19 protein-coding genes are annotated in these 21,237 nt (G+C 73.9%); 8 read left to right on the top strand and 11 right to left on the bottom strand.

The window, feature by feature from the left end; genetic code table 11:
* Positions 1-453 precede the first annotated feature (453 nt).
* From ACZ7LY_RS19310 to ACZ7LY_RS19285, 6 genes are all read right to left on the bottom strand, one after another.
* Positions 454-1,821, bottom strand: coding sequence for a vWA domain-containing protein (locus tag ACZ7LY_RS19310; RefSeq protein ID WP_471625835.1), 1,368 nt, complete (start codon positions 1,819-1,821; stop codon positions 454-456).
* A complete protein-coding gene (locus ACZ7LY_RS19305) occupies positions 1,818-2,675 on the bottom strand; it encodes an AAA family ATPase (protein WP_471625834.1) in 858 nt (285 codons plus the stop codon). The genes ACZ7LY_RS19310 and ACZ7LY_RS19305 overlap by 4 nt, the downstream gene beginning before the upstream one ends.
* A gap of 164 nt (positions 2,676-2,839) precedes the next feature.
* Positions 2,840-3,832 carry a Ppx/GppA family phosphatase gene (locus ACZ7LY_RS19300; RefSeq protein ID WP_471625833.1) on the bottom strand — a complete coding sequence of 331 codons (993 nt, stop codon included), beginning with the start codon at positions 3,830-3,832 and terminating at the stop codon, positions 2,840-2,842.
* An 87-nt stretch (positions 3,833-3,919) separates the two neighbouring features.
* The gene (locus ACZ7LY_RS19295; RefSeq protein ID WP_471625832.1) at positions 3,920-4,642 is read right to left on the bottom strand and encodes an HAD family hydrolase; all 723 of its coding nucleotides are present in this window, start codon (positions 4,640-4,642) and stop codon (positions 3,920-3,922) included.
* Positions 4,643-4,676: 34 nt separating this feature from the next.
* Positions 4,677-5,162, bottom strand: a complete 486-nt coding sequence (locus ACZ7LY_RS19290) for an Lrp/AsnC family transcriptional regulator (protein WP_471625831.1) — start codon at positions 5,160-5,162, stop codon at positions 4,677-4,679.
* A 110-nt stretch (positions 5,163-5,272) separates the two neighbouring features.
* Positions 5,273-6,385: a four-carbon acid sugar kinase family protein gene (locus ACZ7LY_RS19285; protein ID WP_471625830.1), complete on the bottom strand. Its 1,113-nt coding sequence runs from the start codon at positions 6,383-6,385 to the stop codon at positions 5,273-5,275.
* A gap of 261 nt (positions 6,386-6,646) precedes the next feature.
* On the opposite strand from ACZ7LY_RS19285, the gene ACZ7LY_RS19280 reads away from it, so the two are divergent.
* A complete protein-coding gene (locus ACZ7LY_RS19280) occupies positions 6,647-7,453 on the top strand; it encodes a MerR family transcriptional regulator (RefSeq protein ID WP_471625829.1) in 807 nt (268 codons plus the stop codon).
* A gap of 146 nt (positions 7,454-7,599) precedes the next feature.
* Positions 7,600-7,965, top strand: a complete 366-nt coding sequence (locus ACZ7LY_RS19275; protein ID WP_471625828.1) for a hypothetical protein — start codon at positions 7,600-7,602, stop codon at positions 7,963-7,965.
* Between the two features lie 134 nt (positions 7,966-8,099).
* Here the strand turns inward: ACZ7LY_RS19275 and ACZ7LY_RS19270 are convergent, their stop codons facing one another.
* Positions 8,100-10,520 carry an ATP-binding protein gene (locus ACZ7LY_RS19270; RefSeq protein ID WP_471625827.1) on the bottom strand — a complete coding sequence of 807 codons (2,421 nt, stop codon included), beginning with the start codon at positions 10,518-10,520 and terminating at the stop codon, positions 8,100-8,102.
* Between the two features lie 237 nt (positions 10,521-10,757).
* Between ACZ7LY_RS19270 and ACZ7LY_RS19265 the strand changes: the two genes are divergently transcribed.
* Complete coding sequence (locus tag ACZ7LY_RS19265; RefSeq protein WP_471625826.1) at positions 10,758-11,213, top strand: carboxymuconolactone decarboxylase family protein; 456 nt, start codon at positions 10,758-10,760, stop codon at positions 11,211-11,213.
* A gap of 350 nt (positions 11,214-11,563) precedes the next feature.
* On the opposite strand, the gene ACZ7LY_RS19260 is transcribed toward ACZ7LY_RS19265, so the two are convergent.
* From ACZ7LY_RS19260 to ACZ7LY_RS19250, 3 genes are all read right to left on the bottom strand, one after another.
* Positions 11,564-11,971, bottom strand: coding sequence for an ANTAR domain-containing protein (locus ACZ7LY_RS19260; RefSeq protein WP_471625825.1), 408 nt, complete (start codon positions 11,969-11,971; stop codon positions 11,564-11,566).
* A 154-nt stretch (positions 11,972-12,125) separates the two neighbouring features.
* Positions 12,126-13,598: a chlorohydrolase family protein gene (locus tag ACZ7LY_RS19255; protein WP_471625824.1), complete on the bottom strand. Its 1,473-nt coding sequence runs from the start codon at positions 13,596-13,598 to the stop codon at positions 12,126-12,128.
* Between the two features lie 167 nt (positions 13,599-13,765).
* Positions 13,766-14,548: an IclR family transcriptional regulator gene (locus ACZ7LY_RS19250; protein ID WP_471625823.1), complete on the bottom strand. Its 783-nt coding sequence runs from the start codon at positions 14,546-14,548 to the stop codon at positions 13,766-13,768.
* Between the two features lie 152 nt (positions 14,549-14,700).
* Between ACZ7LY_RS19250 and hutH the strand changes: the two genes are divergently transcribed.
* The 5 genes from hutH (at position 14,701) to ACZ7LY_RS19225 (ending at position 20,440) form a co-directional block, all read left to right on the top strand.
* Entirely contained in the window at positions 14,701-16,236 is a 1,536-nt protein-coding gene (hutH, locus tag ACZ7LY_RS19245; protein ID WP_471625822.1) for a histidine ammonia-lyase, read from the top strand.
* Positions 16,237-16,523: 287 nt separating this feature from the next.
* Positions 16,524-17,102 (top strand): HutD/Ves family protein, encoded by a 579-nt coding sequence (locus tag ACZ7LY_RS19240; RefSeq protein ID WP_471625821.1) that lies wholly within the window; start codon positions 16,524-16,526, stop codon positions 17,100-17,102.
* Between the two features lie 77 nt (positions 17,103-17,179).
* The gene (gene hutC, locus ACZ7LY_RS19235) at positions 17,180-17,956 is read left to right on the top strand and encodes a histidine utilization repressor (protein ID WP_471625820.1); all 777 of its coding nucleotides are present in this window, start codon (positions 17,180-17,182) and stop codon (positions 17,954-17,956) included.
* A 188-nt stretch (positions 17,957-18,144) separates the two neighbouring features.
* Entirely contained in the window at positions 18,145-19,572 is a 1,428-nt protein-coding gene (locus ACZ7LY_RS19230) for an amino acid permease (RefSeq protein WP_471625819.1), read from the top strand.
* A 289-nt stretch (positions 19,573-19,861) separates the two neighbouring features.
* The gene (locus tag ACZ7LY_RS19225; protein WP_471625916.1) at positions 19,862-20,440 is read left to right on the top strand and encodes a YdcF family protein; all 579 of its coding nucleotides are present in this window, start codon (positions 19,862-19,864) and stop codon (positions 20,438-20,440) included.
* Here ACZ7LY_RS19225 and ACZ7LY_RS19220 read toward each other — a convergent pair.
* Positions 20,406-21,224, bottom strand: coding sequence for an SAM-dependent methyltransferase (locus ACZ7LY_RS19220; RefSeq protein ID WP_471625818.1), 819 nt, complete (start codon positions 21,222-21,224; stop codon positions 20,406-20,408). The two genes, ACZ7LY_RS19225 and ACZ7LY_RS19220, sit on opposite strands and share 35 nt — an antisense overlap.
* Positions 21,225-21,237: the final 13 nt, after the last annotated feature.

Genomic DNA, 21,237 nt, shown 5'->3' with positions numbered 1-21,237 from the left:
CCCCCGTCCCTTGCAGCTCCCCGCGCCTGGGTGGTCCGTCGTCTGCGGCCCGGTGGGGCTTCTCGCGCAGTTCCCCGCGCCCCTGAAGCATGCACTTCGTGCAGCTTCCCCTTGGGGGAAGCGGGGCTTCGCCCCTGCTTCCCCCGATGGAGGTGGCGACGCAGTCGCCCCTCCAGGGGCGCGGGGAACTGCGCGAGCAACCACGACGAAAGTCGAGGAAATCCACCGGCCGGAGCCACCCACCCACCCAGGGGCGCGGGGAACTGCGCGAGCAACCACGACGAGAGTCGAGGAAACCCACCGGCTGGAGCCACCCACTCACCTCAGGGGCGCGAGGAACTGCGCGAGCAACCATGACGAAGGTCGAGGAAACCCACCGGCCGGAGTCGCCCGCCCACCCAGGGGCGCGGGGAACTGCGCGATCGGTTGCTTCAGGGGGCCTCGCCCGATGGGTCACACCGGGAGGAGGCGGCTGATGAGGGACGTCAATTGCCGGAGGTCACGGCACTCGTGCACCCCCACGACCCGGGAGTACAGCGAGACGACGGAGTCCCCCGTGTCCCACAGCCCCCGCGGCTCCGGATTCAGCCAGTGCACACGAGCCGCCCGCCCCGCGACCCACCGCAACGCCTCCACCCCGGGCTCCTGCTGATTGGACCGCGCGTCCCCGAGCACGAACACGGTGGACCGCGGCCCGACGGCGTCCCCGTACCGCTCCACGAACTCCCGGAACGCCGACCCGTAGTCACTGCTGCCGTGCCACCCCGTCAGCACCGCCTCCTCGGCGATCCGCGCCCCGAGCCCCTCCGGGTCGGCCGTGCCCCGCGCGATGAGGCCGGTGACCTCGTCGACCCGGTTGACGAACGCGAACACGCGCACCTTGCTGAACTGGTCGTGCAGCGCCTGCACCAGCAGCATCGTGAAGTTGGCGAACCCCGCGACGGACCCGGAGACATCGCAGAGCAGCACCAGTTCGGGCCGCCCCGGCCGCCGCTTGCGCAGCACGGGCCGCATCGGCACCCCGCCCGTCGACAGCGACCCCCGCAACGTGCGCCGCAGGTCGATATGGCCGCGCGCCGCCCGCCTACGCCGCGCCGCGAGCCGTGTCGCCAGCTTCCGAGCGAGCGGCCGCACCGCCCGCCGCAGCTCGGCCAGTTGTTCCCGCCCCGCGTAGAGAAAGTCCGTACGGTCGGCCGTGCGCACCGCCATGCGCCGCGCGATCTCGTCCGTGCCGCGCCGCTCGGCGACCCGGCGCCGCGCCTCGGCCCGCACCAGTTCCCGGAACCCCTCGATGCGCCGCCGTACCTCGTCCGCCTCGATCCGGTCGGTGAACGCGCCGGGCGCCCCGCCCGCCCGCAGCCCCGCCATGACCGGCGCGAGCAGCGTCTGCGGGCGCAGCCGGTCCAGGGTCTGCTGCGCGGAGAACCCGTCGGAGCCCGGCGCCGCGCCGTAGCCGCCGAGCCCGTCCACCGCCTCGGCGGCCAGCGCGGCGAGCGCCGCCCGGTCGTCGGCGGCCAGCGCCGCCGCCAGCCGCTCCCGCAGCGCGTCCCGGTCGAACGCCTCAGGACCCGCGCCGGGCACGTCCACCGCGCGCGGGAAGTACAGCTCGAAGACCGGGTCGAACACGGCCCGTTGCCCCTGGTCGTGCAGCAGCGCCGCCGCGAGCGCCTCCCGCAGATGCTCCCGGCTGTCCAGGCCGACCGCCTCGACGGCCCGCGCCGCGTCCACGCTCTCGCCGGTACCGATCCGCACGCCGTGCGAGCGCAGGGCCCGTACGAGCGAGGTCACCCGGTCCGCGACGGTCGGCGCGCCGCCGCTCACACCGCGTCCAGGGACAGCTTGGCCGCCGCCGTGCGCACATCCTCCTGGTGCTTGAGGACGACGCCGAGCGTGGCCCGTACGATCTCGTCGTCGAGCCGGCCGGCGCCGAGCGCGAGCAGGGTGCGCGCCCAGTCCACGGTCTCCGCCACCGACGGCGCCTTGCGCAGATCGAGGGCGCGCAGCGCGCCGACCACCCGGACCAGCGACCGGGCGAGCGCGTCGTCGAGGCCGGGCACCTTCAGCGTGACGATCCGCCGCTCCAACTCCTCCTCGGGGAAGCCGATGTGGAGGAACAGGCAGCGGCGGCGCAGCGCCTCGGACAGTTCACGGCTGGCGTTCGAGGTGAGGACGACGAACGGGCGGCGCGTCGCGGCGATCGTGCCCAGCTCCGGCACCGTCACCTGGAAGTCGGACAGCACCTCCAGGAGCAGTCCCTCGACCTCGACGTCCGCCTTGTCCATCTCGTCGATGAGCAGGACCTTCGCGTCGTCGCCCCGGATCGCCTCCAACAGCGGCCGCGTCAGCAGGAACTCCTCGCTGAAGATGTCGGTGCGCGTACGGTCCCAGGTCTCGTCGCGGCCCGCGGTGATCCGCAGCAACTGCTTGGCGTGGTTCCACTCGTACAGCGCGCGGCTCTCGTCCACGCCCTCGTAGCACTGGAGGCGGATCAGACGGGCGTCCGAGATCGCGGCCACGGCCTTGGCCAGCTCGGTCTTGCCGACGCCCGCCGGGCCCTCGACGAGCAGCGGCTTGCCGAGCCGCGCGGCGAGGAACACGGTCGTCGCCACGGCCGGGGAGGCCAGATAGCCGGTCGCGGCCAGCCGCTCGGTGACATCGTCCACGGAAGCGAACACGCGGGCCTCCAGCTCGGTGTGGTACGGGCGTTCGGACGCGCCCTGCGGATCAGGCCCAGGGCGCGCCCTCAGGATCAGGCCCTAGCTGACCAGCTCCCGCATCCGCTCACAACGGCCCCGGCCCGATCATGGCGAACCTCACGTCCTGGCAGGCCGGACCCGGGTCAGGAACGGCCCGCGAGGCGCAGTTTCCGCTGCCCGCCCGCAGGTTGGTCGGCGACCCCCGACCACCACGCCGTGTCGCCCTCGATGCGCCGCAGCAGGATGCCCTCGCGGATCGCCCAGGGGCAGATGGTGAGTTCGCGGATGCCCATCAGCTTCATCGCCGTGTGCCCGACCAGCGCGCCCGCCAGCGACTGGGACGCGCGCGGCGCCGAGATGCCGGGCAGTTCGGCGCGGCGCGCGGCGGGCAGCGCCGCCAACCGCTCGACGGCGCCGCCCAGTTCCTTGCGGGACAGCCGCCGCGGCACGAACGGCCCGTGCCGGCCAGGGGGAGCCCCGCACAGCCGCGCCAACTGCGTGAACGTACGCGAGGTCGCCGCCGCCGTCAGCGGCCCCTCCCAGCGGATGCGGGCGGCGACGTCCCGCAACTGGTGCCGCACGAATCGCCGCAGCTCCTTCAACTCCGCCTGCGACGGCGGGTCCCCGCCCGCCAGATGCTCCCGCGTGAGCCGTCCCGCCCCCAGCGGCAGCGAGATGGCGAACTCCGGCAGCCTGCCGCGCCCGAACGCCACCTCCAGTGAGCCGCCGCCGATGTCCAGCACCCCGAGCGGCCCCGAACGCCAGCCCATCCAGCGCCGCGCCGCGAGGAACGTCAGCTCCGCCTCCACCTCACCCGGCAGCACCCGCAGCCGCACCCCGGCGCGCTCCTCGACGGCCGCGAGCACCTCGTCCCGGTTCGGCGCGTCGCGGACGATGGCGGTGGCGAAGGCGAACGGCTCGTCGCTGCCCCACCGTTCGGCCTCCTCGTACGCCTCAGCGACCGCCTCCACGATCCGGTCGACGGCCCGGGGGCCCAGTCTTCGGTCGCCCTCCACCTGCTCCGACAGCCGCAGCCGCCGCTTCGCCGTGTGCACGGGCAACGGCGCGCCGTCCCGCGCGTCCGCTATCGCCAGCCGCACCGTGTTCGACCCGACATCCACCACACTGATCCGCATGATCGTCCGAGTACCCGAATGGCCGCACTCCAAAGCGTCCGGACGGCTCCTGATCAGGCAACTCCGGTGCACACGAGCCCGGTTGGCTCACGCCGGATGCGCGGAACGCTCCAGCCACTCGCAGGCCGCGCGCGCCGTGAACTCCTCCTGCCCGCCCTTGAACAGCAGATCCGCCGTCGTGAACGCCGGATCGTCCGCCTGCGCCGCCACGTACGGCAGCGCGATGCACCGCATGCCCGCCGCGTGCGCCGCCGCCGCGCCCGGCGCCGCGTCCTCCAGGACCACGCACCGGCGCGGCTCCACGCCGAGCCGCCGCGCCGCCTCCAGGAACACGTCCGGCGCCGGTTTGCCGTGCGCCACCTCGTCCGCCGACACGTACCGCGTCAGATACCGTCCGAGGCCGGTGCCCGCGAGGATCGCCTCGATGGCCTCGGGCGACGAACCCGACGCCACGATCATCGGTACCCCGGCCGCCGCCAGCCGCTCCACGAACAGCTGCATCTGCGGGAACACGTGCGTCTCGGCGCGCGCGAACTCCAGATACCGCCGGTTCATGTCGTCGAGCAGTTCCCCGTCGGGCGCGTCGATGCCGTACTTCCGCTTCCAGATGCCGATGGTCTCCAGCGTGGAGATGCCGACGTACGTCTCGTGGTCGGCCCAGGTGAAGCCCGTGACGCCGTAGCGTTCGAGCGTGCCGAGCGAGGCGCGGAAGTAGTTGGGCTCGCTGTCGACGAGGGTGCCGTCGAGATCGAAGACGATCGCGGTGTCGCCGAAGCGGTAGCGGTACGGGGAGACGTTCGGGTCGTTCATGCCTTCCAGCATGCAGGAAACGCCGCCGCGACGATCACTTCTGCTCGCCGGCCGCCGCCCGCCCCAGCGCCTCCACCAGCGGCAGCACCCGGTGCGGGACGCGTTCGCGCAGGGCGACCTCGGTACGGGTGCGGACGACGCCCTCCAGCCGGTTGAGCTGCTGCACGACGTCCTCCAGATGCCCGGCGTCCCGCGCCGCGACCCGGGCGAGCAGGTCGCCGCCGCCGGTGATCGAGTGCGCCTCGATGATCTCGGGGACGCCCGCGAGGGAGTCCGCCACATCGCCCAGGTGGCCCTGCGTGACCTCGATGTGCACGAACGCCAGCACCGGGTGCCCGAGCGCGGCGGGTGACAGCGAGGGCGCCACGCCGGTGATCACGCCGTCCCGCTCCAGCCGGTCCAGGCGCGCCTGGAGCGTGCCCCTGGCCACGCCGAGGATGCGCGCGTACTCGCGGACGCTGGTACGCGGCTGCTCCAGCAGGAGCCGCAGAATCCGGGTGTCCAGGTGGTCGACGGGCATGGGCGGCGTCCTTCAGGGGCGGGGGTATATAGGCCATGCAGGGTGCTGGGCCCGGTTTGACTGTACCAATGGCCCAGCGTTCGGCATCCCCGCCACCCGCCCGGCCGACGTCACCCCGGGTACGGGACCGCTCCCTCCGGCGCTGTGCGGTCGCCGCGTACCGGCGCGCCCCGCAGGCCCCGGTACAGCCGCAGCAGCACCCCGTCGTCGCCGAACCCGCCCGCCTTCACTGCCAGCGGGACGCGCGGCACGCCGTCCGTCAGGCCGCGGGCCACGCCCGGCTCGGGCTCGTCGACCAGGTCGAAGCCGGTCACGCCGAGCGCGCGGAGCACGGCGGCGGCCGTCTCGCCCCCGGTGAGGATCAGCCCGTCCGCGGGCGCCGCCGCCATCGCGGCCACCACCCGCGCGGCGAGCGCCCGGAGCACCGCCGCCGGGTCGGCCCGGGTCCCCGGGGCGTGCAGCACCGCCGCCTCAGGCGCCTCCGCCCGCAGAACGGCGAGCTGGCGGCGGGCCGCCGGGTTCGCGCTGCCGACGACCACCAGCGGACGCCGTGCGCGCGGCAACGGGCGCGCCGCAGCAGTTCCCCCCGCGCGCGGCCCGGCGCTTGCGAAACGCCGGGCCAGGGCCGCCGCGAGGCCCGGCGATCCGACCCACAGCACGTCCTCGGGCGCCCGCGCGGACGCCACCCAGTGGTCCAGATCGGCGTCGTCGGCCGCGTCACCGACGAACACCCCGCCGCCGTCGGCGCGGAACTCCTCGCCCCGCCCCAGCACCACCGCCCCCGGCAGCAGCGCCGCCAGATCGGAACAGCGCACCGGATGCACCGGGTCCGCCCCGGGCGCGCCCGCGTGCACCGGCGCCCCGTCCACGTACTGCACCCCGCCGCGCGTCGTCCGCCCCTGCCCGGGGAACGCCGGTGCCACCAGCACGGTCCGTCGCCCCGAACCCTCCCGCGCCGCCCGGATCTCCGCCGCGAGATGACCCCGCAGCGTCGAGTCGACCGTCTTGAACAGCAGCCCGGGCCCGCCCAGGCGGCGGGCGGCGCGCTCCGTCAGGGCCGCAGCCCGGTCCGCGTCACCGGTCCGCGTGTCCAGATCGACGGCGAGTACGGGGTGCGGCTCTGCGGGTTCGGCAGGAGGCCCGAGCAGGACCCGCGCCGCCCCGAACGGCGCCGCGCCGTCCCCCGCGCTCGTCAGATCGTCCGCCAGGATCACGACACGCATGATGAGAGCCCCCGCCCTTCCCGTCCCGGCCGGCGGGCGGGCGGGCGCGGCAGACCGACGCGGCGCCGCGTCCCGCGCGCTGAAGGAGATCATCGTCCGGCCCCGCCGCCCGGAACACAAGCGCCTCCCCGCATACGGCACCCGCGCACGGCACCCACGCACGGCACCCGCGTACGACACGCGCGTACGGCGCTTCCGTACGGGCCGGGACGTGGTGGGCTTGACCCTCACACCGTGTGAGGGCCTGGAGTGGGAGGCGTCATGTTCACCATCGGAGACTTCGCCCGGCACGGCCGCGTCTCGGTCCGCATGCTGCGTCACTACGACGCCACCGGACTGCTGCGCCCGGCCCATGTCGACCCCGCCACCGGCTACCGCCACTACACCGCCGCCCAACTCGCCCGCCTCAACCGGGTGATCGCGCTCAAGGACCTCGGCTTCACGCTCCAGCAGGTCAAGGAGATCCTCGACGAGAAGGTCGACGCCGAGCAGTTGCGCGGCATGCTGCGCCTGCGCCGCGCCGACCTCGCGGCGGAGATGGCGGCGGCGGCAGCGCGACTGGCGCAGGTCGAGGCGCGGCTCCGGTCCATCGAGAACGAGGGACGCATGCCCACCGACGACGTCGTCATCAAGCACCTGCCCGCCGTCCGCGTGGCCGAACTCACCGCGGTCGCGCCCGACTTCGACACCATCGGCCCCGTCATCCAGCCCCTGTACGAGGAACTGACCGGACGCCTCGCCGCCGCCGGGATCGCCCCGAGCGGCCCCGGACTCGCCCGGTACGAGGACGCCCCCGGCGGCGGCATCCTCGTCCACGCCGGTATCCAGGTGGCCGTGGCCCCGCGCGACGACGACGGCCTGCGCGTCCTCGACGTGCCGCCCGTTGACCGGGCCGCGACCGTCGTCCACCGGGGCGCCATGGACGGGGTGCTGACGTCCGTGCAGACGCTGGCCCGCTGGATCGACGCGAACGGCCACCGCTCCGCCGGCTACCCGCGCGAGGTCTACCTGGAGTGCCCCGCCGACCAGGCCGACTGGGTCACCGAACTCCAGGAACCCCTCGCCTGACGCCGCGCACGGTGGCGGCCGGGGTGGCGATAGGGGCCCCACCCCGGCCGACGCGGCGGGCCGGTGCGGCGGGGCTGATCAGGTGGCGCCGAGGCGGCCTATCCTGGAGGGACACCGCTTCGGTGGCACTGGGGGAAGGGCGGCAGATGAACTGGCTATGGGTGATCCTCATCCTCTTCTGGACCGGGGGACTGGCCTGGGTCGCCGACACCGGCCGCGCTGCGCTGCGCAACCGGCATCAGCGCAAGATGGAGCGGCTCGCCGCCCTCAAGGACGAACGGCTCGCGGTCGAGGCGGCCCACAAGCCGCCGGAGCCGATCTGCGGCTGCACGCACCATCTCGCCAAGCACGACAAGCAGGGCCGCTGCCATGAGCGCGTGGAGGTCCCGACGGCCTGGGACGAGAACAAGAAGCCCGTGCGCTACGAGGCCGGCCAGTGCAACTGCCAGCAGTACGTGGGTCCGCAGCCGCTCTCGCAGATCTACGCGGAAGATCTGACGGACCGCATCTGACCCCGGCGCCGGCCCTCGCCGGGGGGCCGGTGGCAGCGTGACTGCGGGCGCGTCGTGGCTGGGCGCGCAGTTCCCCGCGCCCCCGAGGGAACGGGGCTCCGGTCCGGCTCCCTCGGGGGTACGTGGTCCCGCCGTCAGGGCGCGTTCCCGGTGAGGAGTGCCACGCCTTCCCTGGCCCGGGACTCCGCGTGCCGGTGGCCGAGGCGGGCGGCCAGGGCCAGGGCCTCGCGGTGCAGCCGCAGCGCCTCCTCGTCGAGGCCCGCCAGGCGGCACGTCTCCGCGTAACCGTTCAGGAAGTGGATCTTCCAATGCTCCTCGAACACCTCGTCGAGCAGCGCGAACGCTTCCCGGTGACTCGTCAGGGCCTCCTCGTACCGGCCCATCTGCCGCAGCGCGACACCCCGGCAGTTCAGGCACCACGCCTGGTTGTGCAGATGGCCGTCCGCGCGCGCGAGGTCGAGCGCGCGGTCCAACTCGGCGACCGACTCCTGGGGTGCGTCCTCCGCGAGCGCGACGCCGAGCGTGATCCGCGCGGCCAGAGCGGGCGGCCACGACGGATCGGCGTGCGCCACCGCCAGCACCTCCCGGGCCCGCTCCGCCGCCTGCCCCGGCCGGCCGTCCTGGAGCAGCGCCCACGCCTCCGCCGCGACCGCGTGTGCCGCGTCCGCCGCGCAGCCGGCCTCCTCGTACAGCTTGCCCGCCTCGCGGAACAGGTCGAGGGGTTCACTCACCTGTCCCTGATCCCAGCTCACATAGCCGCGCCGCAGGGCGAGTTCGGCCCCGGCGCGCAGGTCGCCGGTCCGCTGGATGTGCGCGGCCGCGACGTCGTACGCGGCGCTCGCCTCCGCGAGCCGCCCCGCGTTGTACCGCGCGAACCCCAGGTCGCTGTGCGCCTCGGCCAGCCGCCCGTCGTCGCCGAGGCGCTCGGCCGCCGCCAGTGACCGTTCGAAGAGATGGTTGAGGTGGGTCGTGCCGCAGCGCCGCGCGAAGTAGGCGCGCAGGAAGCGCGGCAGCTCGCACACGTGCACGTCCGCGCCGACCGCCGACGCCGTCTCGAACGCGGCGATGAGGTTCCCGTACTCCGTGACGAACCACGCGAGCGCCGCCGCCTTGTCCCGGAACTCCCGTACCGCCGCCGGTCGTTCACCCGCCCGTGCCCCCTGGGCCCGCGACCGGAACGGCATGGCCGCGTCCGCCGCCGCCGCGGTGTGCACATAGTGGTCGAGCACCCGGCCGAGCGCCTTCTCCCGCTCCGCGTCCCCGTCCTGCTCGGCGCAGGCCCGCCGCGCGTACTGGTGCACCAGATCGTGCAGCCGGTACCGGCCCGCCGACGGCTGCTGCACCAGATGCGCGTCCAGCAGGTCCTCCAGCACGTCCTCCGCCTCCGGCAGCGGCACCGCGGCCAGTGACGCCACGAGATACGCGTCGAACGACTCGCCCGGCAACAGCCCGAGCAGCCGGAACACCCGCCCCCGCACCCGGTTCAACTGCCGTACGGACATGCCGAGCGCGGCGTCGAACTCGCTGGACCCCTGCGCGAGCCGCTCCGCGAGGATGCCCGCCGTCCAGCCCGGCCGGTGCCGCAGCCGCGCCGCCGCGAGCCGCAGCGCCAGCGGCAGGTGCCCGCACAGCCGCAGCACCTCGGCGACCGCCTCCGGGTCCCGCGCGAGGCGGCCCTCGGCGCCCGGCGCCTCGCCGCTCGCGCGGGCCAGCAGCGTGGCGCTGTCCTCGGCGCCGAGCACATCCAGGGACAGGGGCGGCACCTCGTCCAGGCCGACGAGCCGGTTGCGGCTGGTGACGACGGCCGCCGAGTCGCCCGCGCCGGGCAGCAGCGGGCGGACCTGCTCGGCGTCCGCCGCGTTGTCCAGGACCACGACGACACGGCGCCGGGCCAGCTCCGCGCGCCAGCACGCCGACAACTCCGCGCCGCCCGCCACCGGCACCCGCTCCGATGGCACGTCCAGCGCCCCGAGCAGCATCCGCAGCGCCGCGTCCGGTTCCATCGGGGGCCTGCCCTCGGTGAAGCCGTGCAGATCGACGTAGAGCTGCCCGTCCGGATATGCCGCCGCCAGCCGGTGCGCGGCATGCACGGCCAGGCAGCTCTTGCCCACGCCCGCCATGCCGTCCACGCACACCACCCCGTGGCTGTCCACGGCCGCGAGCAGCGCCGCCAGTTCGGTCGCGCGGCCGGTGAAGTCGGCGACGTCACGCGGCAGATCGTTGCGCGGCTCCGGCTTCGGCAGCCTGGTGACCTTCGGCGGCGCGGGCAGCGGGTTCGCCGTCCGCTCCCACAGCGCCCGCAGGGGCCGCGGGTCCCGCCGTACGACACGGCACAGCGCGACCACGGCCGGCCACGGGGGAGCGGTCTGCCCGTTCAGATAGCGCGACAGGGACGACGAACTCAGCCCCGTGTCCCGCGCGAGCGCCCGCACCCCGAGCCCCGACAGCTCGTGCAGCATCCGCAGCCGCGCGGCCAGCTTCTCCTGAGCGGCGCCGTCCTCACCCCCGCCCCCGTCTCCGCGCTGTCCCGTCCCGGATGTCCGCTGTCCCCGCATGTCCGTCCCCCCGTCGTCCGTCCCGCTGACCCGGCAGTCTTTCCAGCAAAGTCCTTGCAGGTCAAGGCTGTTGTCCCTGTCCCACGGTGTCCCACCGCCATGGCCGCGCCGCACGGCCTGGGCTGTCATGGAGTCACACCCCGACGGAAACGGCCGGAGGGGACGCCCGAACGGAACATCCGACCGGAACATCCGACCGGAACAGCCGGACGGGCACCTACCGAGGAGCAGACCCTGATGCAGTCCCGCATGAAGAACCCCGCCGTCGTCCTGTCCGACGCGATGGCCCCCATCCAGCAGTTGATGAAGATCGCGCAGACCGGTGGCGTCGACTCCGAGACCCTGGAACTCGTCCACCTGCGCGTCAGCCAGATCAACGGATGCAGCGCCTGCGTCGACGCCGGCGCCAAGACCGCCCGGCGCGCCGGGGTCACCGACGAGCGGCTCGCCACGGTCGCCGCCTGGCGCGAGACCCCGTACTTCACCGAGGAGGAGCGCGCGGCCCTCGCGCTCGCCGAGTCGGCCACCCGGCTCGCCGACAGCCCCGACGCGGTGACCGACGAGGTCTGGGACACGGCCGCGACCTACTACGACGAGAAGCAGCTCGCCGCGCTCGTCCTCATGATCAGCGTGACGAACCTGTTCAACCGCCTCAACGCCACCACCCGCCAGATCGCCGGCGCCTGGGGCTGATCCCCACCGCGCCACGACCGCGCCGAGGAGGTGCGGGCCGCTCGCGCCGCCGCCCGTCCCGGCCGGGGCGGGAGGGCCGCGGCCAAGGAGGTGAAGGCCCGCGACGACCTGGCGACGGTGCGGGAGAAGGTCGCCGAGATGCGGGAGACGGACCGCGCGATGGCGGAACGCGTGCACGCCGTCGTCACCGCGACCGCCCCGCAGCTCGCGCCCCGCCTCTGGTACGGCGCCGCGCCGTCGGCTGATCGTGAGGCGGCGGGCACGCGTGTGCTCCCCGGCCGCCGACAGCCGGGGAGCACACTTCACTCAGCGCCTCACCCCGCGTGCATGTCACACCGGCCCGCGCGAGGTCAGCCCCGCTGCCGGCCCCCGCCCGAGCGTCCCGGCAACGGTTCCTCCTCGGCAGCCTCCGCCGTCTCCGTGGCCCGGCCCCGGCGCAGGGCGATCTGGCGGTCCAGTTCGGCACGGATCGGCGCGTCCAGTTCGCCCGTACGGGGCCAGGCCACGAGCCCCTGCGCGATGATCCGCAGCTTGGTGTTGGTGTGCATGGAGACCTCGCGCAGCACGTCCCACGCCTCCTCGGTCGAGAAGGTGCCGAGCGCGGCGATCACACCCAGCGCCTGATCCACGTCGGCGTGGGCGTGCACGGCCTGCTTGAGCTGGACCACCTCGGCCTCCAGCTCGGCGATCCGGTCCTGCGGGTCAGGGACAGGGCCGGGGCCGGGGGCAGGGGCCGGGTCGGGTCCCGGACGGGTCACGTTCGTCCTCCCGATGTCGTGCTCCAGGGGCTTCACCTCAGGGTTGCGGCCACGTGCCGCCCCCGCAACAAGGTTCGTCAGGAATATGCCCCGCACCGCCCCGAGCACGCCCCGGCGGCCTCCTTCCGGCGTGGCGCGCCGCGCCCTCAGCGCGCTACGCGCCCCGGAACGCGGGGAACGCCGGCGGGAACAGCTCCTCCGGCGCCCGCCGCAGCCAGTCCCGCTCGCTGTACGCGTCCCGCATCTTCTCGAAGAGGCGCTGCGCCTCGGCCTGGAGCGCGGGCAGATCGAGCCCCGGCAGGGTGCCGTCGCGCAGCACCGGACGGCCCGCGACGACGGACTGGGTCGCCTGCCGCGCGGTCCCGTTCAGCAGGAACGTACGTACGGGATCGTCCCGCACCCCGTCCCGGATGTCGCCGAGGCCGAACGCCACGAGGTCCGCCTGCGCGCCCGGCGAGATCCGCCCGAGGTCCGCGCGGCCGAGCGCGCGCGCCCCGCCCAGGGTGGCGGCCTCCACGTACCGTTCGACCGGCGCCGCGTCGAGCCGGCCGTCGACGAGCTTGGCCAGGTGGACGCCGGTGTCCATGCCGCGGACGAGGTCCGGCGGGAACGAGTCCGTGCCCAGGCACAGATTGAGCCCGGCCTCCCGGTACGCGCCGAACGAGTGCAGCGCGTCCCCGTACCGCAGGAACGTCAGCGGGCAGTGGATGACGGACACGCCCGCCTCGACGAGCGTGGCCAGGTCGCCCAGGTCCGCCCCGCGCACCCGCGGGTGGCGGTCGATGAAGATGCCGTGCGGGATCAGCAGCCGGGTCCCCAGCAGGCCGCAGTCGCCGAGGAGTTGCAGCGGGGTCCGGCCGGTGCGGCGCAGCACCGCGTCGCGTTCGCCCGTGCCCTGGAGGGCGTGCAGACGGACCAGCGCCCCGCGCTCCCGGGCGGTCCGCGCCGTCGCGCGCAGCAGGTCCGGCGTGAGCGTCTCGATCCGGCAGGGGAGCAGCACCCCTGTCAGCAGCGGGTCGCCGAGCCCGTCGAGGTGGTCGAGGAAGCGCACCGCGTCGGCGAGCCCGGCCCGTCCGCGCTCCTCGTCGAAGGCCACGTCCTGACTCCCGTCGGGCAGCGTGACGCTGACGCCGGAGCGGTAGGCCGGGCCGAGGTAGCCGCGCAGTCCGATCCGGCGCGACACGCGGGCCATGCCGACCAGTTCGTCGTACGGCTCCGCCCACGCGCTGTGCGCCTCGGAGGCGATCGGCATGTACGTGGTGATGCCGTGCAGGGCGAGTTGCGCGAGTGCGTACGTGCGTACGGTGTGCCGCTCCTCGGGCGTGAACACGTCGCGGCGCCCGTGCTCGAAGTACTCCCACGACCACTCCAGTCCGCGTTCGTGCTCCTCGCCGTGCCAGGAGTCGAGGACGAGGTGGTCGATGTCGGTCAGCGCGTCCAGCTCGATGAGCCCCGGCATGACGAGCGTGTCGCCGAGGTCGCGGTCCTCGCCGTCGACCGCGCCCTCGTAGCGGGGGCCGACGTACACGATCACGTCGTCCTCCCACACCACTTCGCCGTCCCGCAGCAGCGCGTGGCCGCCGTCCTGGTGGGCGAGAATGTGACGGGCGCGCCAGCGTGTGCGCATGCGACCTCCAGAGAGAGCGGCGGAGGCAGACAGCCTAGAAACCGGCATACCAAAAGGGAAGGTCTGACGGTGAGGGCGGTGACGTACAGGCTCTGACAAGGGAATTCGAGCGAGGTGGATGGTATGCCACATGGCGTGTCCTCTCCGTCGCCCGGGCCCCGCCCGTGTCAGGCCGGCGCCGGCGGGGGCAGGGGCGCGCCGCCGACGCGGCGGGTCAATTCGCGGGCCGTCTGCGCGACGTGCCCGGCGATCCGCCGCTGCTCCTCCTCGTCCACCGCGTCCTCCGGGTACGTCACCGCGATCCCCGCGATCGGATGCGCGTGATGGTCGAGCACGGGCGCGGCCACCGACGACAGGCCGGGCGTCACCTCGCCCTCCTCCGTCGCGTACCCCCGGCGCCTGGCCTGCGTCAGCAGCGTGCGCAGCGCGGTCAGCGTCGCCGGGCCCGCGCCGTGCCGCCGCACGAACGCCGCGCGGTCCGGGAAGATCGCCCGCACCTGCGCGGGCGGCAGCAGCGCGAGCACCGCGCGCCCGCTCGCCGTCAGATGCGCGGGCAGCCGCACGCCGACCTCGCTGACCAGCGGCGGACGGCCCGGGGCGCGCTCCTCGATGACGTAGATGACCTCGCGGCCGTGCAGCACGGCGAGGTTCGCGTTGTGCCCCGTGCGGTCCACGAGCGCGGCGAGCGGCGCCCGCGCGAGCCGCTGGAGCGGCGCCTGCCGCTCGTACCCCGAGGCCAGTTCGAAGGCGCTGACCCCGAGCCCGTACCGCCGCTCCTCCGGCAGATGGACCACAAAACCGTCCGCCGCGAGCGTGTCCAGCAGGTGGTACGTCGTCGAGCGCGGCAGCCCTACGTCACGGCTGATCGCCGCCGCCGGTACGGGCGCCGCCTGACGGGCCAGATAGCGCAGGACGGCCAGGACCTGGGCCGCCGCCGGGACGATGCTCATGGGGCGAGCGTAGACCAGGGTCCCGGGCCGGGCCCGAGGAAGATGATCGGCGCCGGATCTGTCTGGAATCCCAGACGTTATGTCTCGGATCCCAGACACAAGCATCGGATCACGACTCGCGGACCCCCGCCCGCCTGCGGCTTCATGGGGGCATGACCGTTGTTGTTGGTGTCGGTGCTCTTTCCGCCGACGAAGTCGTGTCCGTCGCCCGTCACGGCGCCCCGGTGGCTCTCGCCCCCGAGGCGCTCCAGGAGATCGCCCGCAGCCGGGAAGTCGTCAAGGCCCTCGCCGACGACGTGAAACCCCACTACGGCGTCTCCACCGGCTTCGGCGCCCTGGCGACCCGCCACATCCCCACCGAGCTGCGCGCCCAGCTCCAGCGCAGCCTGGTGCGCTCGCACGCCGCGGGCTCAGGACCCGAGGTCGAGCGCGAGGTCGTCCGCGCCCTCATGCTGCTGCGCCTGTCCACGCTCGCCACCGGCCGCACCGGCGTACGCACCGAGACCGCCGAGGCGTACGCGGCCGTCCTCAACGCGGGCATCACCCCCGTCGTCCACGAGTACGGCTCCCTCGGCTGCTCCGGCGACCTCGCCCCGCTCGCCCACTGCGCGCTCGCCGTCATGGGCGAGGGCGTCGTCCGCACCGCAGACGGCGAGAAGAAGCCCGCCGCCGAAGCGCTCGCCGCCGCCGGCATCACCCCGGTCGTCCTGGAGGAGAAGGAGGGCCTCGCCCTCATCAACGGCACCGACGGCATGCTCGGCATGCTCGTCCTCGCCGCCCACGACCTGCACCGCCTGCTGGCCACCGCCGACATCGCCGCCGCCATGAGCGTCGAGGGGCAGCTCGGCACCGACGCCGTGTTCGCCGCCGACCTCCAGGCCATGCGCCCGCACCCCGGCCAGGGCGACAGCGCCGGCAACCTGCGCTCCCTGCTCGCCGACTCGGCCATCATCGCCAGCCACGCGGGCCCCGACTGCACCTACGTCCAGGACGCCTACTCGCTGCGCTGCACCCCGCAGGTCCACGGCACCGCCCGCGACACCCTCACGCACGCCGAACTCGTTGCCTCCCGCGAACTGGCCAGCGCCGTCGACAACCCCGTCGTCACCCTCGACGGCCGCGTCGAGTCCAACGGCAACTTCCACGGCGCGCCCGTCGCCGCCGTCCTCGACTTCCTCGCCATCACCGTCGCCGACGTCGCCTCGATCTCCGAGCGCCGCACCGACCGCTTCCTCGACCCGGCCCGCAACCGCGGCCTGAACGCGTTCCTCGCCGACGACCCGGGCGTCGACTCCGGCCACATGATCGCCCAGTACACGCAGGCCGCGATCGTCTCCGAGCTGAAGCGGCTCGCCGCCCCGGCCTCCGTGGACTCCATCCCCTCCAGCGCCATGCAGGAGGACCACGTCTCCATGGGCTGGTCCGCCGCCCGCAAGCTGCGCCGCGCCATCGACGGCCTCGGCCGCGTCCTCGCCGTCGAGCTGTACACCGCCGCCCGCGCCCTCGACCTGCGCGCCCCGCTGACGCCGGCGCCCGCCACCGCCGCCGTGCGCGAGGGGCTGCGCGTCACCGTCGAGGGCCCCGGCACGGACCGCTGGCTCGCCCCCGAGATCGAGGAGGCCGTCCAGTACGTGACCTCCGGGCGCGCCCTCGCCGCCGCGGAGTCGGTCACGGGCCCGCTCGTCTGACGCGCGGCGGCCGGCTTCTCCGTACGCACGTCCCTGTACGGCGTTTGCCTGTAGAGGACGCCCTCGTACGACACGTCCCTCCACGGCGCGCCTTCGTATGCGTACGGCACGGCTCGACCGCGTACGTCCTCGCGCTCGCCGGGCTCCATCCGTCCGCCGGGCCGGTCCTCCTGACGGCCGGTCCGGGCGGGGCCCGGCCTCCTGTCCGGCCTCCGGGGCCCTCACCCCGGGGGCTGGACCCGTTCCGCGCCGCCGCCACCTCCGCACGCCCCGGAAGGAACCGCCCCATGTCCCCCCAGATCCTGCGTGCCGCCGCGCGCCGGCCCGCGCCGTGGAAGAACGGCGGCGGTGTCACCACCGAGGTCCTGGCCCATCCGCCGGGCGCCGGGACCGACGACTTCGACTGGCGCGTCAGCGTCGCCGACGTGGCGCGCAGCGGGCCGTTCTCGGCGTTCGAGGGCGTCGACCGGATCATCACCGTCGTCGACGGCCCCGGCATGGCGCTCACCGTCGACGGGGTACGGCACGTCGTCGACAGCCGGTACGCGCCCTTCGCGTTCCCCGGTGACGCCGTGACCGACTGCGTCCTGCTCGGCGGCCCGCTCGTCGACTTCAACGTCATGACCCGGCGCGCCCGGGCCCGCGCCCACGTCACCGTCGAACGCCGGCACGCCGTGCTGCGCGCCGCGCCCGGCACCCGGGTCCTCGGCGTCGTCCTCGGCGGCGGCGCCCGGCTGACCGGGGCCCCGGGCGGTCCGGAACGGCTCGAACGGCTCGACGCGGTGCTCGTGGAGCCGGGAGAGGGAGCCTGCGACGTCCTGGTCGACGGCGCCTTCGCGGTCGTCACCCTCACCGGGGCCGCCTGAACCCGCGAGCCCGGCCCCGTCCGGAGGCGAGGCCCTAGGATCGACGCAGGTGGAGGCGGCGGACACAGGGGGCTTGCATGGCGCGGACGGCGGGCACGGGAGCCGTGGACCCGGCGGAGCTGGCCCGGTGGTACGCCGAGGGCCCCGGCGGCGCGGCCCCCGCGTACCAGCGCGTCAAGGAACTCGTCGTACGCCAGATCCGCGCGGGGCGCTGGCGCGAGGACGACGCGCTGCCCAGCGAGAGCCAGTTCGTGGACGCCCTCGGCCTGTCCCGGATGACGGTCAACCGCGCGCTGCGCGAACTCGCCGCCGACGGGGTCATCCGGCGCGTCATGGGCGTCGGCAGTTTCGTCGCGCAGCGCAAGGCCAGTTCGGCGCTCCTGGAGGTGCACAACATCGCCGACGAGGTGCACCAGCGCGGGCACCGCTACAGCGCGCGCGTGCTCTCCCTCGTCGAGGAGGCGGCGGACGAGCGCATCGGGGCGCACCTCGGGCTCGGCGCCGGGCGGCCCGTGTTCCGCTCGCGGGTCGTGCACCACGAGGACGGCGTACCGCTCCAGTTGGAGGACCGGTACGTCAATCCCGCGTTCGCGCCCGGCTATCTCGCCCAGGACTTCACCGCGCAGACCCCGTACGCCTTCTTGTCGAAGGTCGCGCCCCTCGGCCGGGGCGAGCACATCGTCGAGGCCGTGCTCGCGTCCCCGGAGGAGAGCCGGGTGCTCGGTGTCGCGCCCTCGGAGCCGTGCCTGCTCATCGAGCGCCGCACCTGGTCGCGCGACGCCCTCGTGAGCATCGCCCGGCTCCTGCACCCGGGGTCGCGCTACCGCCTCGAAGGCGCCTTCGCCACGCACTGACGCCCGTACGGGAGTTCGGCCCGCGTTCACTCGGCGGACCACCCCTTGACGCTCCTGTATAGACAGGCATATACAGGCAGCCGTCCGCCGTCGGAAGCCCGGACGACAGGTCGGTGCCGGTCGCGGCACACGCTCCACCAGGCCGACCGGCACGATCCTCGGCACCTGCCCCAGAGGGAGACACTCGTTTGCGTACCGAAAAGGCCGGCCTGAGCCGCGGGCTCACCTCACGGCACATCCGCTTCATCGCGCTCGGCTCCGCGATCGGCACCGGGCTGTTCTACGGCTCATCCGAGTCCATCCAGGCGGGCGGCCCCGCCGTGCTGCTCGCCTACCTCATCGGCGGCGCCGCCGTCTTCCTCGTCCTGCGCTCCCTCGGCGAGATGGCCGTGGCCTCCCCGTGCGCCGGGTCCTTCGCCGAGTACGCGGACCGCCACCTCGGGCCGCTCGCCGGGTTCGTCACCGGCTGGACCTACGCCTTCGAGATGGTCATCGTCGCCGTCGCGGACGTCACCGCCATCGGCGTCTACATGGGGTTCTGGTTCCCCGAAGTGCCGCGCTGGATCTGGGTGCTGGCCGCCGTGCTGATCGTCGGCGCGCTCAACCTCGTCAGCGTCAAGGTCTTCGGCGAGCTGGAGTTCTGGCTCTCCCTCGTGAAGATCGTGGCCATCGTCGCCATGATCCTGGTCGGGATCGCCGTCATCGCCCTCGGCCTCGGCAGCGGGCACGTCCACGTCGGCGTCGACAACCTCTGGAACCACGGCGGGTTCTTCGCGGGCGGCATCGACGGCTTCGTCATCTCCTTCGCCGTCGTCATGTTCGCCTTCGGCGGCACCGAGATCATCGGCGTCACCGCCGGCGAGGCCGAGTCGCCGGAGAAGACCATCCCCGGCGCGGTCAACTCCATCCCGCTGCGCATCATCCTGTTCTACGTCCTGACCCTCGCCGTCATCATGTCGATCACGCCCTGGCAGCAGATCAGCGACTCCGGCAGCCCGTTCGTCCAGATCTTCGCCGGCGTCGGCCTCAAGTCGGCGGCGGCCGTCCTCAACGTCGTCGTCCTCACCGCCGCCCTGTCCGCCATCAACAGCGACATCTTCGCCGCGGGCCGCACGATGTACGGGCTGGCCGAGCGCGGGCACGGGCCCGCCGCCATGCGCGGGCTCACCCGGGGCGGCGTGCCCTGGGTGACCACCCTCGTCATGATCGGCGCGCTGCTCGTCGGCGTCCTCATGAACGCGCTCATGCCCGGGGAGATCTTCCTGATCATCTCGTCGATCGCCACGTTCGCCACGGTGTGGGTGTGGATGATGATCCTGCTGACCCATATCAAGGCGCGGCGCTCGATGACCTCCGAGGAGGCCGCTGCGCTGGCGTTCCCCGCGCCGTTCTGGCCGTACGGGCAGGTCCTCACGGTGGTGTTCATGGCGGGGGTGATGGTGCTGCTCGGCTTCCACGGGAGCACGCGGGTCGCGCTCGTCGTCGGCGTCATCTGGCTGGCGCTGCTCACGGCCATCTTCTACGCCATGGGGCGGCGGCGCGCGGCTGTTCGTACGGCGGGCGAACCCGTGCCCTCGGATTTCAACTCCCCGGTGGAGGCCCGGGGCGGGGTCTGAGCGGCTCCTCGGGCGCGGGCTTCGTAGTGCCTGATCGCGCAGTTCCCCGCGCCCCTGGGGGAGTTGCCTCGGCTACAAATTCCCAGCCCCTCTGGTAACTCCCAGCCTCTCGGCTGCCAACTCCCAGCCTCTCCGGCGTTTGAGGAGCGGGGTCTGGGGCGGAGCCCCAGGGGTTCAGTGCAGCGCCGTGGTGGCTGGTCGCGCAGTTCCCCGCGCCCCCTGAGGGGGCTGGCCTCGACGCATACTCCTGCCCCCCGCGGAGCGGCCCGGCATCAAAAGGGCGTAAAGACTGCCGGAACCAGGCAGTTACGTCGTCGTCCTCGGGTTCCGCAACCCGAGCCCCGCGATCAACGCGGTCAACCGGTGGCGCGTGCGCGCGGGCGTCCGCACCGCCGCCCGAGGCGGCCGCCCCGGCACCCTGCTCGTCCTCAGCGGAGGACCCACCGGCGACCATCCCGCCGAGGCCGCCCTCATGGCCGCCTACGCGCGCACCGCACTCGGGTACGCGGGAGAGCTGACCGTCGAGGACCGCTCCACCACCACCTGGGAGAACGTCGTGAACGTCATCCCCCTGATCGAACACGCCGAGCGCATCGCCTTCGTCTCCCAGCCCGCCCACGCCCTCAAGGCCCGCGCCTACCTGCGCCGCGCCTGCCCCGACCTCGCCGCCCGCCTGGTCCGCGGCGATGACTGGCGGCCCGGGGAGCTGCCGCTGCTCCAGCCGCTGCTGGCCCTCTACGGGCTGCGTACCCTGCGCGCGCTGACCCGTGAGGAGCGCGCCGGAACAAGGGAAAGGGCGGCGGGCCGGTCGGGGCGCCGCCCTTCGTGTGACGTCAGCGCTTTATCGCCACGCCTGCCCACAGACTGATCTCCGCGTCCTCGGGCATCGGGCCCTCCGGCGCGTCGTCACCGCGCCGCCACCGCTGGCAGCACACGATGCCGGGCTCGATCAGGTCAAGACCGTCGAAGAAACGCCGTACCGCGTCCTGCGAACGGAACTGCACCGGCGTACCCGAATTCCGGTACACCTCCGCGACGTTGTTCCACGTCTCCGGGTCGAAGTCCGGCGTGCAGTGGTTCATGGCGAGCGCGCTGCCCGCCGGGAGCGGGTCGAGCAGCCGCCGCACGATCTGGTACGGGTCGTGCGGCTCGGTGATGAAGTGCAGCAGCGCGTTGAGCGAGAGGGCCACGGGCTGGTCGAAGTCCAGCACCTCCGCCGCCTCGACCGCGTCCATCAGCGAGTCGGGGTCGGTGACGTCGGCCTCGACGTACGCCGTGCGCCCCTGGGTGGTGCTGCGCATCAGGCGCTCCGCGTACTTCAGCACCAGCGGGTCGTTGTCCGCGTACACGACTCGGGCGTCGACCGCCACGGACTGCGCGACCTGATGCAGGTTCGGCTCGGTGGGGATGCCCGTGCCGATGTCCAGCCACTGCCGGATGCCGTACTCCTGCGCCAGCACCCGCGTCGCCCGGTGCATGAACGCCCGGTTCTCCCGCGCGGTGACCCGGATGCCCGGGTGCGCCTTCGTGGCGGCGACGGCCGCCTGCTTGTCTATCTCGAAGTGGTCCTTGCCACCCAGGAGGTAGTCGTACATCCGAGCCGAGTGCGGCCTGCTCGTGTCGAGATCCCGGCCGGCCTGCCTGGTGGTCATGTGCTCCCCTTCG

Source organism: Streptomyces sp. NPDC107550 (assembly GCF_055639095.1).
This window is presented reverse-complemented; position numbering and strand designations above follow the sequence as displayed.

What these genes read in the sequence shown, in the direction of transcription:
- ACZ7LY_RS19300 (WP_471625833.1), bottom strand. Translation starts at nt 3,832, where the DNA reads ATGCGGATCAGTGTGGTGGATGTCGGGTCGAACACGGTGCGGCTGGCG.
- ACZ7LY_RS19295 (WP_471625832.1), bottom strand. Translation starts at nt 4,642, where the DNA reads ATGAACGACCCGAACGTCTCCCCGTACCGCTACCGCTTCGGCGACACC.
- ACZ7LY_RS19290 (WP_471625831.1), bottom strand. Translation starts at nt 5,162, where the DNA reads ATGCCCGTCGACCACCTGGACACCCGGATTCTGCGGCTCCTGCTGGAG.
- ACZ7LY_RS19285 (WP_471625830.1), bottom strand. Translation starts at nt 6,385, where the DNA reads ATGCGTGTCGTGATCCTGGCGGACGATCTGACGAGCGCGGGGGACGGC.
- ACZ7LY_RS19280 (WP_471625829.1), top strand. Translation starts at nt 6,647, where the DNA reads ATGTTCACCATCGGAGACTTCGCCCGGCACGGCCGCGTCTCGGTCCGC.
- ACZ7LY_RS19275 (WP_471625828.1), top strand. Translation starts at nt 7,600, where the DNA reads ATGAACTGGCTATGGGTGATCCTCATCCTCTTCTGGACCGGGGGACTG.
- ACZ7LY_RS19270 (WP_471625827.1), bottom strand. Translation starts at nt 10,520, where the DNA reads ATGCGGGGACAGCGGACATCCGGGACGGGACAGCGCGGAGACGGGGGC.
- ACZ7LY_RS19265 (WP_471625826.1), top strand. Translation starts at nt 10,758, where the DNA reads ATGCAGTCCCGCATGAAGAACCCCGCCGTCGTCCTGTCCGACGCGATG.
- ACZ7LY_RS19255 (WP_471625824.1), bottom strand. Translation starts at nt 13,598, where the DNA reads ATGCGCACACGCTGGCGCGCCCGTCACATTCTCGCCCACCAGGACGGC.
- ACZ7LY_RS19250 (WP_471625823.1), bottom strand. Translation starts at nt 14,548, where the DNA reads ATGAGCATCGTCCCGGCGGCGGCCCAGGTCCTGGCCGTCCTGCGCTAT.
- hutH (WP_471625822.1), top strand. Translation starts at nt 14,701, where the DNA reads ATGACCGTTGTTGTTGGTGTCGGTGCTCTTTCCGCCGACGAAGTCGTG.
- ACZ7LY_RS19240 (WP_471625821.1), top strand. Translation starts at nt 16,524, where the DNA reads ATGTCCCCCCAGATCCTGCGTGCCGCCGCGCGCCGGCCCGCGCCGTGG.
- hutC (WP_471625820.1), top strand. Translation starts at nt 17,180, where the DNA reads ATGGCGCGGACGGCGGGCACGGGAGCCGTGGACCCGGCGGAGCTGGCC.
- ACZ7LY_RS19220 (WP_471625818.1), bottom strand. Translation starts at nt 21,224, where the DNA reads ATGACCACCAGGCAGGCCGGCCGGGATCTCGACACGAGCAGGCCGCAC.